Genomic DNA, 14334 nt, shown 5'->3' with positions numbered 1-14334 from the left:
AGCGCCGCTGTGCACCACATTCCCTTAGATTTCAATGAAAGACCTCTCAAGTTAATTGCGGGTTGCCTGCCATCAATGCCGTCGCACCGCTGGCACCCACTTCCACGGACTAGCCTACGTTGCAATCTTTCCCTGCGTGTTGCGACAAACCGGCGCCAGGAATTGAAATATCTACTGGTTCAGCCGCGCTGACCGGCCTGTTCCGAGTATGTTAGTTATCCACAGCCCGCATCATGTGACTTGGCGGCGTGCTGTACGCTCCCTAGGCTGTACCCAGTTGAACTGCCTCCGCCGGGGGCGGCAGTTGTATTGGGGAACTATATGGACGCTGTGCGAATCGTGGAAGACGAAGTCCGCGAGCTGATCCGCCGTCGGGGTCTTGATCCACTGCGGCAGGCGGGCGAGGTCCGTCGTCTCGTAGAGGCGGCTGTCAGTGACTACGACGAACGGGCCCTGATGGGGCCGCTCCCTCCGATTGGTCCGCTGGAGGCCGCACGCAGGTTCGTCTTTGACGCGGTGGCCGGCTTCGGTGTCCTTCAGCCGCTGCTGGACGATCCGACCATCGAGGAAGTCTGGATCAACGCGCCCAACGAAATCTACGTGGCCAGGAACGGCGAGTCGGAACTGACCTCACTCAGCCTCACGGACCAGCAGGTCCGCGATCTCGTGGAACGCATGTTGAAGAGTTCCGGCCGCCGCCTGGACATGTCGTCGCCCTTCGTGGACGCAGCCCTGCCTGATGGTTCGAGACTCCACGTAGTTATTCCAGATGTCACCCGCAGGCACTGGGCCGTGAATATTCGCAAGTTCGTGGTGAAGGCCAGCCGCCTGGAGCACCTGGTCGAGCTTGGAACCCTGACACCTCAGTCCGCCCGATTCCTCGGTGCAGCGGTGTCCAGCGGACTGAACATCCTCGTGTCAGGCTCTACCCAGGCGGGCAAGACCACCATGCTCAACTGCCTGGCTGCGAGCATCGGCAGCCGTGAGCGCGTCATTACGGTCGAGGAAATCTTTGAACTTCAGTTCCCGCTTAGGGATGTGGTGGGCCTCCAGTGCAGGCAGCCCAACCTCGAAGGCGAAGGCGAGATCCCACTGCGCAGGCTTGTAAAGGAAGCCCTCCGGATGCGCCCGGACCGCTTGGTCGTGGGAGAGGTACGGGAAGCGGAAAGCCTCGACATGCTGATAGCTCTAAATAGTGGCCTTCCGGGAATGTGCACAGTTCACGCAAACTCAGCCCACGACGCCGTGACCAAGATCTGCACGCTTCCGTTACTCGCCGGCGAAAACATCTCGTCTGCATTCGTCGTCCCCACGGTGGCGTCCTGCATCGACCTTGTGGTCCACTGCAGTCGGCATGCCAACGGCCGCCGCCAGGTAACCGAGATCCTTTCCCTCGGCCGGCGGGTGGAAAACGGCATCATCGAATCCTCCATGGTTTTCGCCATGGAAGACGGCCAGCTGCAGCCGCGGGCCAACTCCATGCCCGCGGCGGAGAAGTTTTCCCGGGCAGGGTACGACGTCGCGGCGCTGCTGGAGCCGCGCTGATGGCGCCTCTCTTAGGGGTGCTTGCCGGCGCGGGACTCTTCCTGATCTGGTGGTCGTTCTGGGAAAAGCCGGCAGCGTTGATGCGCCGGCCCAGGGCCAGCCGCCTTGAGGACCTGCTGGCCTCTGCCGGCGTCGAAAAGGTCAGCGGGACGGCCCTCGTCGCGTCGTGCCTGGGACTGGGCATATTTGTGGCCCTCATCCTCTTTGTGGTTAGCCGGTCATGGCCGATATCTGTCTGCTTCGGACTCTTCGGCGCGTGGCTGCCCGTCAGCATTGTCCGCTGGCGGGCGAACAGGAGAACCGCCGTCCTACGCCAGCTCTGGCCGGACGTGGTGGACCATCTGCGCTCGGCCATCCGTGCCGGGCTTTCACTGCCGGAGGCCCTGATACAGCTGGGGGAGAAGGGTCCCGAGGAGCTTCGGCATGTTTTCAGGGACTTCGGGGCCGACTACCGTGCCGGCGGGCAGTTCGATGCATCTCTTAACAAACTCAAGGACCGGCTGGCGGACCCCGTGGCGGACCGGATCGTCGAGGCACTCCGGCTGACCCGTGAAGTTGGCGGTTCGGACCTGGGGAAACTGCTGGGCACCCTCGCCGAATTTCTCCGCGAAAATGCGCGGACCCGCAGCGAGCTCGAGGCCCGGCAGTCCTGGACTGTCAACGCCGCCAGGCTCGCAGTTGCCGCTCCCTGGATCGTTATGCTGCTCCTGGCCACCAGGCCTGAAGCTGTGAACGCCTACAACACGCCCATGGGAGCCGGCGTCCTCCTTGGCGGGCTCGTGGTGTCGCTGGTCTGCTACTCCATCATGCTCCGCATCGGCGCCCTTCCGCAGGACGAACGGGTGCTGCGATGAACGGGATCTCGGCGGCTGCGATTGTGTGCGGCATCGTCCTCGGGACGGGCCTGTGGCTGCTCTTCGTCCGATTGCCCTTTGTGCGGCCGCTCACATTCGTCGAGCGCATCGAGCCGCAGCTGAAATCGCAAAACCTTGAATCGCGGTTGCTGCGGGCCAGCGGGCAGAACGCCACGCCATTCGGACCGTTGGAACGGATCGTGCGTCCGCTGCTTAACGACGGGCTCGCCGCGCTGGGGAAGTTGAACCTCGGGTCAAAGGCACTGACCCGTAGGCTCGCCCAAGCCGGCATCAACAAATCACCCATAGATTTCCGGGCCGAACAGCTCCTCTGGGCCGCCGCTGGATTCGCCGCCGCCGTGGCTGCGGTGGTGCTGGGCGCGGTAGCCGGCCGGTTCAGTCCACTCCTCGCGGTTGTGGCCGTCCTCGGAAGCGCGCTCGGCGGGTTTCTGTTCCGTGACTTCTGGTTGGGTGTCCAGATCAGCAGGCGGGAATCCCGGATGATGGCGGAGTTTCCCAGCCTTGCCGAGCTGATGGCCCTGGCTGTTGGTGCCGGTGAAAGTGCCACTGGTGCGCTGGACCGGGTCTGTCGCAGTGCAAGTGGAGAACTGGCCAAGGAGTTTTCCAAGATCCTTGCTGAAACCAGGGCCGGGAAACCGCTGGTGGAAGCGCTCCAGGAGTTTTCCGCCCGGACAGATATTGGGCCGCTTGTGAGATTTGTCGACGGCATCATCGTCGCGGTCGAGCGCGGCACACCCTTGGCAGACGTCCTGCGGGCTCAGGCCCAGGACGTCCGGGACACCGCAAAACGGGACCTCATGGAATCGGCGGGGAAAAAGGAAATCGCCATGATGGTTCCTTTGGTCTTCGGTGTCCTTCCCTTAACAGTGGTTTTCGCAGTGTTCCCCGGGATCGCGGCCATCAGCCTTGGACTTTAGCCATGAGCATCGCCAAGCCGTCACATCCACTAGCCGCCACATCACGTACACCGCGTCATTTACACAACGAATGGGACCGAAATGAAAAACATGGGAATCTCGGGCAGCCTGCTGCTCCTCGCTTTGCTGGCCGGCCTGTGGGCACGGACCAGTGAAACTGTGTCAGGCAGGAGGTACACAGCGACAGATCCCGACGTGCCGGCCCAAGACCACCCGGAACGAGGCGACGTCCCCGGTTGGGTGATGATCACGTTAATGTCCGCAGTCTTGGTGGCGGCGTTGCTGGCTCTCGCCGGTCCAGCCCTCGAAACGATGTTTAACCAGGCGATGGACAAGGTCGGAAAGTAAGTCATGCTGGGCGCCAGCCAGTGCGTGCCCAGCCGGGAACTGTGCCGGTCCCGGATCGGCGCCGAGCCGGGCTGGCGCACGGATGAACGCGGTTCCGCCGTCGTGGACTTCGTCCTGGTGGGCGGCCTGCTCACCATGTTTTTTCTTGCGATAATCCAGCTGACCCTGGTCCTGCACGTCCGCAACACACTGATCGACGCCGCCGCCTCAGGGGCGCGCTATGGAACGCTCGCGGACCGGGGAGCGTCAGATGCCCAGGAACGGGCGGCAACACTCATCGACACTGCCCTGAACGCTGAGTTCGCGCAGGACATCACAACTGCCGAAGTGACGTTCCAGGGCCTGCGGACCCTCGAAGTGACCATCAAGGCACCCATGCCCGTCATCGGGCTGATCGGCCCCCGGGACCTGCTGGAGGTGAAAGGCCATGCCGCAATCCAGCCCTAACAACTGGCGTTCCCGCCTACGCAAGAGATTCCGGCAGGCGCTTGGCGAGGGATCAAAGGAAGAGGGGAGCGCGGTGGTCGAATTCACGTTCCTGGCGCTGCTCCTGATGGTCCCTCTGGTGTACTTCATTATCACGGTGGGCCAGATCCAGGGCGGGTCCTTTGCCGTGGTCGGAGCCGCTGACCAGGCCGCGAAGGTGTTCGTGGCCCAGCCGGATGCAGGGTCTGCCCAGGCCGCCGCCGAACAGGCAGCCCTCATCGCCCTCGCGGACTTCGGCCACGAAGCCGGGCAGGCACGCGTATCCACCCGCTGCGACCCTGCCGACTGCCAAGCCGCAGGCACGGCCGTCACCGTCACGGTAAACCTCACCGTGCCGCTGCCCTTCGTGCCGTTCAACGAGGACTTCAGGCTCAAGGCCAGCGAAGTTGAAGCCTCGTCCACCCAACTGGTGGGCAGGTTCCGGTGACCCGAAGGTGACGCACAAAGCGATCCCCAAAGCGATCCCCGAAGCCAAGCCCAGCGATTCAGGTGAGGACGGCCAGATGATCGTCATGATCATCGGCTACGTCGCGCTGGCCCTCCTGGTGGTCACGGTGGTCATCGGCATCTCCAGCGTCTACCTCGAACACAAGCGGCTGTTGTCACTGGCCGACGGCGCCTCGCTGGCCGCCGCCGACAGCTACACGCTGGGTGAGGTCGGGGGAGAGGGCGGGAGCCCCTCAGCCGTATTGGGTTCTGGCCGCGTCCGCACCGTTGCGGCCGACTTTATCGCCCGGAGCCCGTCGTCGGCCCGTTTCGACGGGTTAGCCGTTTCAGCGGCGACCGGCAGCCCTGACGGGTCCACCGCCGTCGTGGTTCTCAGCGCTGTTGTCCACCCGCCGGTGGTGAACTTCCTGGTGCCGGACGGAATCAGGATCGAGGCTGTCTCCACGGCCCGTTCCCGGCTCACGCGATGACCGGAACTCGAGAAGTCCGGCACTCCGGCCGGATAGCGTAGGCTTAAACAACCATGGCCAATATTGATTTTTCCGCAGAAATCCGCGCTCTTCGCGCCACCTACACCTCCATCGAGCAAGTCAGCGATGTTGAGGCTCTGAAGGAAGACATCGCCGAACTGAGCGAACGAGCCGGCGAGCCGGACCTGTGGGATGACCCCGCCGCAGCCCAGAAGATCACCTCACGCCTGTCGCACCGCCAGTCCGAGCTGGAGCGGCTCAACAAGCTGGTGTCGCGGATCGATGACCTCGAAGTGCTCGTGGAACTTGGCCAGGACGAGGACGACGCCGACTCCATGGGCGAAGCCGCCGCCGAACTGGAATCCATCCGGAAGTCCTTGAAGGATCTGGAAGTGGTGACCCTGCTGTCCGGCGAATACGACGAACGTGAAGCCGTGGTGTCCATCAGGGCAGGGGCAGGAGGTGTTGACGCCGCAGACTTCGCCGAAATGCTGATGCGCATGTACCTCCGCTGGGCTGAACGCCACGGTTACCCCACCACCGTGATGGACACGTCCTACGCCGAAGAGGCCGGCCTGAAATCTGCAACGTTTGAAGTCAAGGCCCCCTACGCGTTCGGCACGCTGAGCGTCGAAGCCGGAACCCACCGTCTGGTGCGGATCAGCCCTTTCGACAACCAGGGCCGCCGCCAGACGTCCTTCGCCGCCGTCGAGGTCATTCCGCTCATCGAATCCACGGACTCCATCGACATCCCGGACAACGAGATCCGCGTGGACGTCTTCAGGTCCTCAGGCCCCGGCGGGCAGTCCGTTAACACCACAGACTCCGCCGTCCGCCTCACCCACATCCCCACCGGCACCGTTGTGTCCATGCAGAACGAAAAGTCGCAGCTCCAGAACCGGGCAGCAGCCCTGCGGGTCCTGCAGTCCCGCCTCCTTCTCCTGAAGAAGGAGCAGGAGGACGCCGAGAAGAAAGCGTTTGCCGGCGATGTTAAGGCATCCTGGGGCGATCAGATGCGCTCCTATGTCCTGAACCCCTACCAGATGGTCAAGGACCTCCGGACCGAACACGAGGTGGGCAACACCTCCGCGGTATTCGACGGCGAAATTGACGACTTCATCGACGCCGGGATCCGCTGGCGGACCGACAACCGCAACGCCGCAAAGTAAACACCTGCCGCGCCTGCCCGGTAGGCCTGATCCTGCGACACACCCCCGAAGCCCCCAAAAACCGGCCAAAAGACTGTGTATGGTCGAGGAGCCGGAGCTCAACTTCCCCCAAACGAATGCCCGTGCGCCGGCTGCAGATCTGGGCTGTATCAGCCGCGCCCTGCAGGGTAATTAGGGCCATGATCCGATTCGAAAATGTCACCAAGGTCTACGACCAGACGGCCAGGCCTGCCCTGGACGATGTCAGCCTTGAGATTGACCGTGGTGAATTTGCCTTCCTCGTCGGCGCTTCCGGATCCGGAAAGTCCACGTTCCTGCGGCTGGTGCTGAAGGAAGACCGGGCCTCTTCGGGCGCCGTGTACGTCGCCGGGCAGAACGTCGCCAAGATCTCCAGCTGGCGTGTGCCCAGGCTCCGCCGCGGCATCGGCGTGGTCTTCCAGGACTTCCGGCTCCTTCCGCAGAAGAGCGTGTTCGCCAACGTTGCCTTCGCGATGCAGGTCATCGGCAAGAGCCGCAGCGTCATCCGCGACACCGTCCCCGAAGTCCTCAAGACCGTGGGCCTGGAAGGCAAGGAAAACCGTCTTCCCCACGAGCTTTCCGGCGGCGAGCAGCAGCGTGTGGCCATTGCCCGCGCGGTAGTCAACCGCCCCGGCATCCTCCTTGCCGACGAACCCACCGGCAACCTGGACCCCACCACCTCCATGGGCATCATGGGTGTGCTGGACAAGATCAACCAGAACGGCACCACGGTGGTCATGGCCACGCACGACGACGACATCGTCAACGAGATGCGCAAACGCGTTGTCGAGCTCAGGAACGGTATCGTGATCCGCGACGAGGCCCAGGCTTTGTATACGTCCATGATCCCCGTAGTGGGCCAGTCCCGCCGGCTCAGGGACGCCAGCGGCCGGGATGAATCCCGGCCGCCCGCATCAGGGGAACGCAATCCCGGCGCAGGGGAGGAGCAGCGATGAGGCTCGCTTTTGTCCTCGGTGAAATCGGCAGCGGACTGCGCCGCAACGTTTCCATGGTGGTCTCGGTCATCCTTGTCACGTTTGTCTCACTGACATTCGTGGGTGCCGCAGGCATGCTGCAGCTCCAGATCAACCAGATGAAGGGCTACTGGTACGACAAAGTCCAGGTTGCCATCTTCCTCTGCAGCGACGGTTCGACGGCGGCCGGTTGTGCCACAGGTCCGGTCACCCCGGAGCAGCAGGACAACCTGCAGACCCTGCTCGAATCACCTGCCGTGGCCCAGTACGTCAACGATTTCCAGTACGAGTCCAAGGAAGAGGCTTACAAGCACTTCAAGGACCAGTTCTCCAATTCTCCGATCGTGGATTCCGTCACGCCGGACCAGCTGCCTTCGTCCTTCCGGATCAACATGAAGGATCCGGAAAAGTACCAGATCATCAGCGAGACGTTCTCCTCGCAGCCGGGCGTGGAAACTGTCATTGACCAGCGCCAGCTGCTGGAGCGGCTCTTCTCGGCCATGAACGCAGCCTCTCTCGTGGCCGTCAGCATCGCCGGTGTGATGATTGTCTGCGCCATCCTCCTGATCGCCACCACCATCCGGCTCTCGGCCTTCAGCCGCCGCCGCGAGACCGGGATCATGCGCCTTGTGGGCGCGTCCAAGATTGTCATCCAGCTGCCCTTCATCCTGGAAGGCGTGATTGCGGCTGTGATTGGCGCAGCGCTGGCATCCGGCACATTGTGGGCGGTGGCGCACTTCTTCCTGGGAGAGTACCTGTCCAAGCAGTATCCGGACACGGCGTTTATCTCACCTGGGCAGACGCTCATTCTTGCGCCGGCCTTGCTGATCCTTGGTGGATCTTTGGCAGGACTTTCGTCTCTCTTGACCTTACGCAGATATTTGAAGGTTTAGGCTGTGCAAACCGAACAAGGAATCCTGATGAACGAATTGCACCGAACTGCGCCCCGGCACCGGGCGGAACGCACGCGACCTAAGGGCCGCCGCGCCGGCCTGATCAGCGGCGTCCTGGCACTGCTTCTCGCCGCCAGCATGGGCGCGTCAGCCCCGGTGGCGCAGGCCGATGAGCTCGATGACAAGCGTGCCGCCCTTGAAGCCGAGGCGGCCCGGGTCCAGCAGTCCTTGGAATTCGTGGATTCGCGCATCGCGAAGGCCGCCGGCGACCTGGTGATCTACCAGGGCCAGCTGCCCGGCGCCCAGCAGGCTCTTCTCGAAGCCCAGGGGCGTGTGGCTAGTGCGGTCAAGGAAGTTGAAGCGCTGACGGCGCGGGTTGACCTTGCGCAGCAGAATAAGGCCAAAATCACCCAGCAGCTGGAGGCTGACAAGCAGAAGATCGCGGACACGAAGAAGCTGATCGGCCAGATCGCCACCCAAGCCTACAAGTCCGGTGGCGTGCCGTCGAACCTGACCCTCTTCTTCGGGGCAAACAACGGCGGCAGCCTGACCGACACCATGGACCTCGCGGACCAAGCCATGCGCAGCCAGAACGCCGCCATGGACAAGCTGTCCCAGCAAAGCGCCACCAATGTGAACTCCCAAGCCCGGCTCGAAGCCGTTGAGGTAGAAATCAGGGACCTCAAAGCCAAGGCAGACGCCGCGTTGGAGCGGGAAAAGGCTGCCCGTGACGAGGCCGCTGCCAAGAAGGCCCAGGTTGACCAGCTGATCGCCGACACAACAAGACTTGACGCTGAACTACAGGCAGCGAAACCTGGCATTCAGTCCCAAATGGCGGCGGTTGCAGCAAGCCAGAACGCCATAGCCAACGAGATCGCTGAACGTGACCGCAGACTCCGGGAGGCCTGGGAAGCAGAGCAGCGCCGCCTCGCTGAGGCTGCCGCTGCCGCCGCCCGGGCGCAGGGCCAGGCCGTTCAGCCGTACGCTCCGGTGACCGGATCGCCGTCGGCCTTTGGCTTGCGGCACCCCTTCTCGGGCGACGTGCCCATCACCTCCGGCTTCGGCTGGCGCTCAACCCCGCCGGGAACCATCGATTTCTACGGCACCGGCGGTTACCTCCACACCGGCATCGACTTCGGCGCCGCCTGCGGCACCCCGGTCTACGCAGCGGCAGCCGGCGAGGTCTTCTCCTCAGGCTGGAACTCGGCCGACGGCGGCGGCTGGCGGGTGAAGCTGTCTCACGGAGTGGTGCAGGGCAACTCGCTGACCACGATTGTCTACCACAACGCCAGCGTCGTGGTCTCCAACGGCCAGCAGGTATCCCAGGGGCAGCTCATCGCCTACTCGGGCAGCACCGGCAACTCAACGGGCTGCCACGCACACTTCGAAACCTGGCTCAACGGCGCTGCCGTTGACCCGATGCGGCTGCTGTAGCGCCGGTCCGCGCCTGCCGTACACTGGTATGACTCCGCGCCGGAACGGCCGGAGCCAACCAGGATCCAAGAACTGAGGAGTTCCACCGTGCCCAAAGAAAGTGGCCGTAAAGTAGTGGCCACCAACCGCAAGGCCCGGCATGACTACCACGTGCTGGATACCTACGAGGCCGGCATCGCCCTGATGGGGACCGAGGTCAAGTCCCTGCGCGAAGGCCACGCCTCCATGGTGGACGGCTTCTGTACGTTCTATAACGACGAGCTGTGGATGGAGGGCATCCATATCCCCGAGTACAACCAGGGGAGCTGGACCAACCACTCCGCACGCCGCCGTCGGAAGCTGTTGCTGCACCGTGAGGAGCTCAACAAAATCTCCGTGAAGATCCGGGAGTCCGGCTTCACCGTGGTTCCGCTGCAGCTGTACTTCCTCGATGGCCGGGCCAAGGTGGAGATCGGCGTCGCACGCGGTAAGCGGGAGTACGACAAGCGCCAGACCCTGCGTGAGCAGCAGGACAACCGCGAAGCCCTTCGCGAGGTCCGGGAACGCAACCGCCGGTAGGAATGATTTCCGCCGCACATGCGTTATGATAGGTAGTCCGGCAGGGATTTGTGCCTGCACAGCCCGGCCGGTTTGAAAACAAAATACGGGGATGATCGGTTTCGACGATGTTAGTCGCGACAGGTGAAGCGGGCCGAGGATGCAGAATTATCTCGTAAACGCTGTCTGCAAACCAATAAGTGCCAAATCAAACCGCACTGACTTCGCTCTCGCTGCCTAAGCAGTAAGACAGTCCGTCAGCCCGAGGTTGCTATTGCCCCGGATCCTGGCGTCATTTAGATAGCCACTGCTGCTTGCCTCCGTCATCGGGGCAAACGGGACTCTTAGATGACTGGGCCCGGATCAGCCACCTGTTTGCAGGAGGGCTGGGGCCGAGAAAATCCGACGCAAACTGCGCCCGGAGAAGACCTGTTAACACGACATCGGACGGGGGTTCAATTCCCCCCATCTCCACATTTTGAATGTCGCAAGACATTGCCAGAAGACCCGGACCGCGCGTCCGGGTCTTCTGGCATTTAAGCGCCGTGTTAAGCCCCTGTTAACCCACGGCGTAGCTCTTCCGGGACTACCCAGTGCCACCGCGTGGTTGTCCCCAATAGGCTCCGGCGCAGCACAAGGTCTGGAAGTCGGAGTCAGCAACGCCAGCCAGGAGGTGCGCCATGGATGCGGCGCGGGAACCCAACTCTGCAGCGGCCGACGACGGTCCGCTGGACTCGTATTCGGAGACCGTCATGCGCGTGGCTGAGACGGTCACCCCGCATGTTGCGGCCATTGAAATGACCGGCAACCGACGTAACGGCCGTTTTCGCATGGGTGCAGGCTCGGCGGTGCTGTTCACGGAAGACGGCTATCTCCTCACCAATTCACACGTCGTCGCCGGCACACACCAAGGGCATGCCGCCTTTGCGGACGGCAGCAGGACCGATCTTGAACTGGTGGGGGCGGATCCTTTGTCCGACCTCGCGGTTGTCCACGGCAGGGCACCCAAAGTAGCCCCGGCGCAGTTCGGCGACGCCGAGTCGCTGCGGGTGGGCCAGTTGGTCATTGCGGTGGGAAATCCGCTGGGCCTGGCCGGATCAGTCACCGCAGGTGTAGTCAGCGGCCTGGGCCGCGCCATTCCGGTGTGGTCCAGCGGCAACCGGCGCGTGATCGAAGACGTCATCCAGACAGACGCGGCACTCAATGCAGGCAGTTCCGGCGGCGCCCTGGCTGATACCCACGGCCGCATCGTGGGAATCAACACCGCAGTGGCCGGAGCCGGGCTGGGCCTGGCCGTGCCTATCAACGCCACCACACGGCGCATCATCTCAGCGCTACTGAAGGACGGCCGCGTAAGGCGTGCCTATCTCGGCGTTGTCAGCACGCCGTTCCGGCTCAACCCAGCGCGGTGATCAGGACGGGACAACGGGACGGGCTGCGAGTGGTGGAAGTGCTGGCCGGTTCGCCCGCGGACCACGCGGGCTTGCGGGCAGGCGATGTCATCCTGACAGCCGGAAGCCGCCCCGTCAGTAACGCCGAAAGCCTGCAGAAGCTGCTGTTCGCTGATGCTATCGGCCAGCCACTGCCGATTCGGGTGCTGAGGGACGGCCAGGAAGTGGACATTGTGGCAGTGCCCGAAGAGATGGCCGGGAGCGGGTAACCGCTACCGGCGCTTCTTCAGGTGCGCTACCGGGTCCTGTGGGCCTTCAATCGGGCTCTTGGCCTTCTTCTCCGCGCGTTTTTCCTTGATGGTTTTGACCGGCTTTTTATGCAGCGGCTGGTGTGGTGACTTGTCCGGCATGGCGTGCTCCTTCCAACGGGGGACGGGCTGCGTCCCACTTCGTAAAATACGCCTGTTCAGCCCCGAATGTAATGCCCCGGATCAGTCCGGAACTGCAACGTCCGCAATGCCCACAAAACGGGTCCCGACGCCGTCGAACTCGCTCCTGATAAGGCCAGCCCGCAGCGGGGGCACCTCGTCCGGGGAATGGTGCTCGCACACCACATACGTGAATTCCGGCCACCATTTCTTAGGCCGGGCCGCTTCTTCATAGCCGCAGACGGCGCATTCCAGGTGCACCCAGACCGGACGCTTGCCGGTCCGGTTGGCCCGCGACTGGACCAGCCACGCCGGCGGGTTGTCCAGGATCTCGCCCAGCTCAGCCTCGGTCATTCGTTTGGGGATGCCATGGCGCTGGGCCATTTCCATCGGTACATCAAGGGCAATTGCCGCGTCGCGTCTGCTAATCATCAGAGTCAACGATACGGGACCGGTCCAAACATGGGCCGATAGGGGAAATGGACAAAAACGAGTACCCACTACTCGGGACAGCCTTAGGTGCCAATCAATAGACTCTGCGGAGTGTCCGATCCTACCCAGGAGAGCTGCAATGAAAGTGAAGCGTTCTATCAGTTGGCTGATTACTCTCATGGTTTTGGCGACATTCGTTGCTGGAACTGGTTTCGCTGCTTCCAGCAGAGCCGAGGCCGCCACCACGTACGGGCATCCGAGTATCAGCTATGCAGGAGTCGGCAAGCCTCCCACATCGGACAAGCCGCAAAGCAAGCTCTGGTGGAATGATGGCTCCTGGTGGGCCGACATGTGGACGACAGACAGCGGGTGGCACATCTATCGGCTGGACCGTAGCTCCCAGACATGGGTGGATACGGGGCTGCTTAATGACAGGCGGGCAAACACTCTGGCGGACACGCTATGGGACGGCAGTCACCTGTACATCGCCTCCCATTTGGTCACTCTGACCAATGAAACAACACCACTGCCTTCAGTATCAGGACCTGCCTACCTCTATAGGTACAGCTATTCCGGCGGAAAATACACGCTGGACAGTGGTTTTCCGACTGTCATCACCAACAACAGCAGCGAGTCAATGACTATAGCCCAGGACACCACCGGTGCTGTCTGGGCCACGTGGACGCAGGTTGCCGGCGACCCAGTCACCGGGTTCACCAACACGGTTTACGTCAACAACTCCGCTCCTGGCGGCACAAGCTGGGCAACTCCGTTTATTATTCCGGTTTCCAACCCGAATCCAGCACCCGATGACATCTCAGCCATCGTCGCATACGGCGAGAAGAAAATCGGGGTGATGTGGACCGACCAGCGAACAGGGTCCGTGTGGTGGGCCACGCGCACCGATGGTACTGCAGCGACCTCAACGTCGTCATGGAAAGTCCAGTCCGCGACCAAGGGCACAGGACTGGCCGATGACCATCTTAACCTCAAATCACTGCAGGCCGACTCCGCTGGCAGGGTCTTCGCCGCGGTGAAGACCAATCTCGACGTTACCTCTACAGATCCGACGCTGGCCCAGTTGGTGCTACTGGTTTTCAAACCAGGCACCGGCTCCTTCTCGACGTCGACGATTTCACTCACCGGCGATTGCACGACTCGGCCGCAAATTGTGCTTGACCCCGAAAACAACCTCGTCCACGCGTTCCAAACAGGACCCTCATCGACGGTCAACGGTTGCGCTTTTGACGGCGTGGAGGGCAGCATTTATGAGAAGACTGCGTCCATGGACAACCCCGTATTTGCAGCGGGCCGGGGCACACCCATCATGGAGGATCCCGCTTCTCCCAACATTAACAATGTGACCACCAGCAAGCAGTCGGTGAACAGCAAGACGGGCCTCGTGGTGATGGCCAGCGACGACGTGGCCAAGCGCTACTGGTTCGCTGACAGGCCCATCGGTGTGGCGCCGGTTCCAACGGCTCCCGGGACGTTCGTGCCGATCGCCCCGACACGGTTCCTGGACACCCGTGACACGGTCCCTGTCGGTGCCGATTCGGAAGTGTCCTTCAAAGTCGGCGGGGTCGCCGGGATACCGGCGAAGGTCTCGGCGGTGGTCTTCAACATGACGGTGACACAGCCCCAAGACTTCGGGTATATCGCTGCCTACCCCTCCGGAACAGCTCGGCCCAACGCCTCGAACGAAAACTTCTACCCGGGTCAGACCGTACCAAATTCGGTCACCGTCCCAGTCGGCGCTGACGGGAAAGTCACGCTCTTCAACCGGTCCAACGGCACCACTCACCTCATCGCTGACGTCGCCGGGTATTACATTGCAGGAACCCCGGCCGTCCCCGGAGCATTCGCACCTGTGGTCCCCTCACGGTTCCTGGACACCCGTGACACGGTCCCTGTCGGTGCCGATTCGGCAGTGTCCTTCAAAGTCGGCGGGGTTGCCGGGATACCGGCGA

14 protein-coding genes, 1 other RNA gene and 2 pseudogenes are annotated in these 14334 nt (G+C 62.7%); 15 read left to right on the top strand and 2 right to left on the bottom strand.

All coding sequences use genetic code 11. From position 1 onward, the window contains the following. The first annotated feature begins 321 nt into the window (after nucleotides 1-321). The 14 genes and pseudogenes from NG701_RS10510 (at nucleotide 322) to NG701_RS10445 (ending at nucleotide 11773) form a co-directional block, all read left to right on the top strand. Nucleotides 322-1545: a TadA family conjugal transfer-associated ATPase gene (locus tag NG701_RS10510; RefSeq protein WP_056343673.1), complete on the top strand. Its 1224-nt coding sequence runs from the start codon at nucleotides 322-324 to the stop codon at nucleotides 1543-1545. Continuing rightward, on the top strand, nucleotides 1545-2399 hold the full coding sequence (locus NG701_RS10505; protein WP_252567211.1) for a type II secretion system F family protein: 855 nt from the start codon (nucleotides 1545-1547) through the stop codon (nucleotides 2397-2399). The genes NG701_RS10510 and NG701_RS10505 overlap by 1 nt, the downstream gene beginning before the upstream one ends. Then, complete coding sequence (locus tag NG701_RS10500; protein ID WP_252567209.1) at nucleotides 2396-3337, top strand: type II secretion system F family protein; 942 nt, start codon at nucleotides 2396-2398, stop codon at nucleotides 3335-3337. The genes NG701_RS10505 and NG701_RS10500 overlap by 4 nt, the downstream gene beginning before the upstream one ends. An 81-nt stretch (nucleotides 3338-3418) precedes the next feature. Beyond that, nucleotides 3419-3685 (top strand): hypothetical protein, encoded by a 267-nt coding sequence (locus NG701_RS10495; RefSeq protein WP_252567208.1) that lies wholly within the window; start codon nucleotides 3419-3421, stop codon nucleotides 3683-3685. Nucleotides 3686-3820: 135 nt separating this feature from the next. After that, nucleotides 3821-4132, top strand: a complete 312-nt coding sequence (locus tag NG701_RS10490; RefSeq protein WP_252567641.1) for a TadE/TadG family type IV pilus assembly protein — start codon at nucleotides 3821-3823, stop codon at nucleotides 4130-4132. Next, nucleotides 4113-4598, top strand: coding sequence for a hypothetical protein (locus tag NG701_RS10485; RefSeq protein WP_252567206.1), 486 nt, complete (start codon nucleotides 4113-4115; stop codon nucleotides 4596-4598). The genes NG701_RS10490 and NG701_RS10485 overlap by 20 nt, the downstream gene beginning before the upstream one ends. 76 nt (nucleotides 4599-4674) lie before the next feature. Next, the gene (locus NG701_RS10480) at nucleotides 4675-5088 is read left to right on the top strand and encodes a pilus assembly protein TadG-related protein (protein WP_252567639.1); all 414 of its coding nucleotides are present in this window, start codon (nucleotides 4675-4677) and stop codon (nucleotides 5086-5088) included. A 53-nt stretch (nucleotides 5089-5141) separates the two neighbouring features. Then, nucleotides 5142-6257 carry a peptide chain release factor 2 gene (gene prfB, locus NG701_RS10475; protein WP_252567204.1) on the top strand — a complete coding sequence of 372 codons (1116 nt, stop codon included), beginning with the start codon at nucleotides 5142-5144 and terminating at the stop codon, nucleotides 6255-6257. Nucleotides 6258-6436: 179 nt separating this feature from the next. Beyond that, a complete protein-coding gene (gene ftsE, locus NG701_RS10470) occupies nucleotides 6437-7231 on the top strand; it encodes a cell division ATP-binding protein FtsE (RefSeq protein ID WP_252567202.1) in 795 nt (264 codons plus the stop codon). Next, nucleotides 7228-8142, top strand: a complete 915-nt coding sequence (gene ftsX / locus NG701_RS10465; RefSeq protein ID WP_252567200.1) for a permease-like cell division protein FtsX — start codon at nucleotides 7228-7230, stop codon at nucleotides 8140-8142. Before ftsE ends, ftsX begins: the two co-directional genes overlap by 4 nt. A gap of 27 nt (nucleotides 8143-8169) precedes the next feature. Further along, nucleotides 8170-9576 carry a peptidoglycan DD-metalloendopeptidase family protein gene (locus tag NG701_RS10460; RefSeq protein WP_252567199.1) on the top strand — a complete coding sequence of 469 codons (1407 nt, stop codon included), beginning with the start codon at nucleotides 8170-8172 and terminating at the stop codon, nucleotides 9574-9576. Nucleotides 9577-9663: 87 nt separating this feature from the next. Next, nucleotides 9664-10134, top strand: coding sequence for an SsrA-binding protein SmpB (gene smpB, locus NG701_RS10455; RefSeq protein WP_056343258.1), 471 nt, complete (start codon nucleotides 9664-9666; stop codon nucleotides 10132-10134). Between the two features lie 87 nt (nucleotides 10135-10221). Then, nucleotides 10222-10590: a transfer-messenger RNA gene (gene ssrA / locus NG701_RS10450) on the top strand. A 203-nt stretch (nucleotides 10591-10793) separates the two neighbouring features. Then, nucleotides 10794-11773 (top strand): annotated as a pseudogene (locus NG701_RS10445) (S1C family serine protease). A 3-nt stretch (nucleotides 11774-11776) separates the two neighbouring features. Here NG701_RS10445 and NG701_RS10440 read toward each other — a convergent pair. Both NG701_RS10440 and NG701_RS10435 read right to left on the bottom strand, forming a co-directional pair. Continuing rightward, nucleotides 11777-11914, bottom strand: coding sequence for a hypothetical protein (locus NG701_RS10440; protein ID WP_252567197.1), 138 nt, complete (start codon nucleotides 11912-11914; stop codon nucleotides 11777-11779). A gap of 81 nt (nucleotides 11915-11995) precedes the next feature. Next, entirely contained in the window at nucleotides 11996-12364 is a 369-nt protein-coding gene (locus tag NG701_RS10435; RefSeq protein ID WP_252567196.1) for a hypothetical protein, read from the bottom strand. A 637-nt stretch (nucleotides 12365-13001) separates the two neighbouring features. On the opposite strand from NG701_RS10435, the pseudogene NG701_RS10430 reads away from it, so the two are divergent. After that, nucleotides 13002-14334, top strand: a pseudogene (locus NG701_RS10430) (hypothetical protein); the annotation flags it as partial.

Origin of the sequence: Pseudarthrobacter cellobiosi (genome assembly GCF_023913815.1) — a bacterium.
In the GTDB taxonomy this organism is placed as follows: Bacteria; Actinomycetota; Actinomycetes; order Actinomycetales; family Micrococcaceae; genus Arthrobacter; species Arthrobacter cellobiosi.
This window is presented reverse-complemented; position numbering and strand designations above follow the sequence as displayed.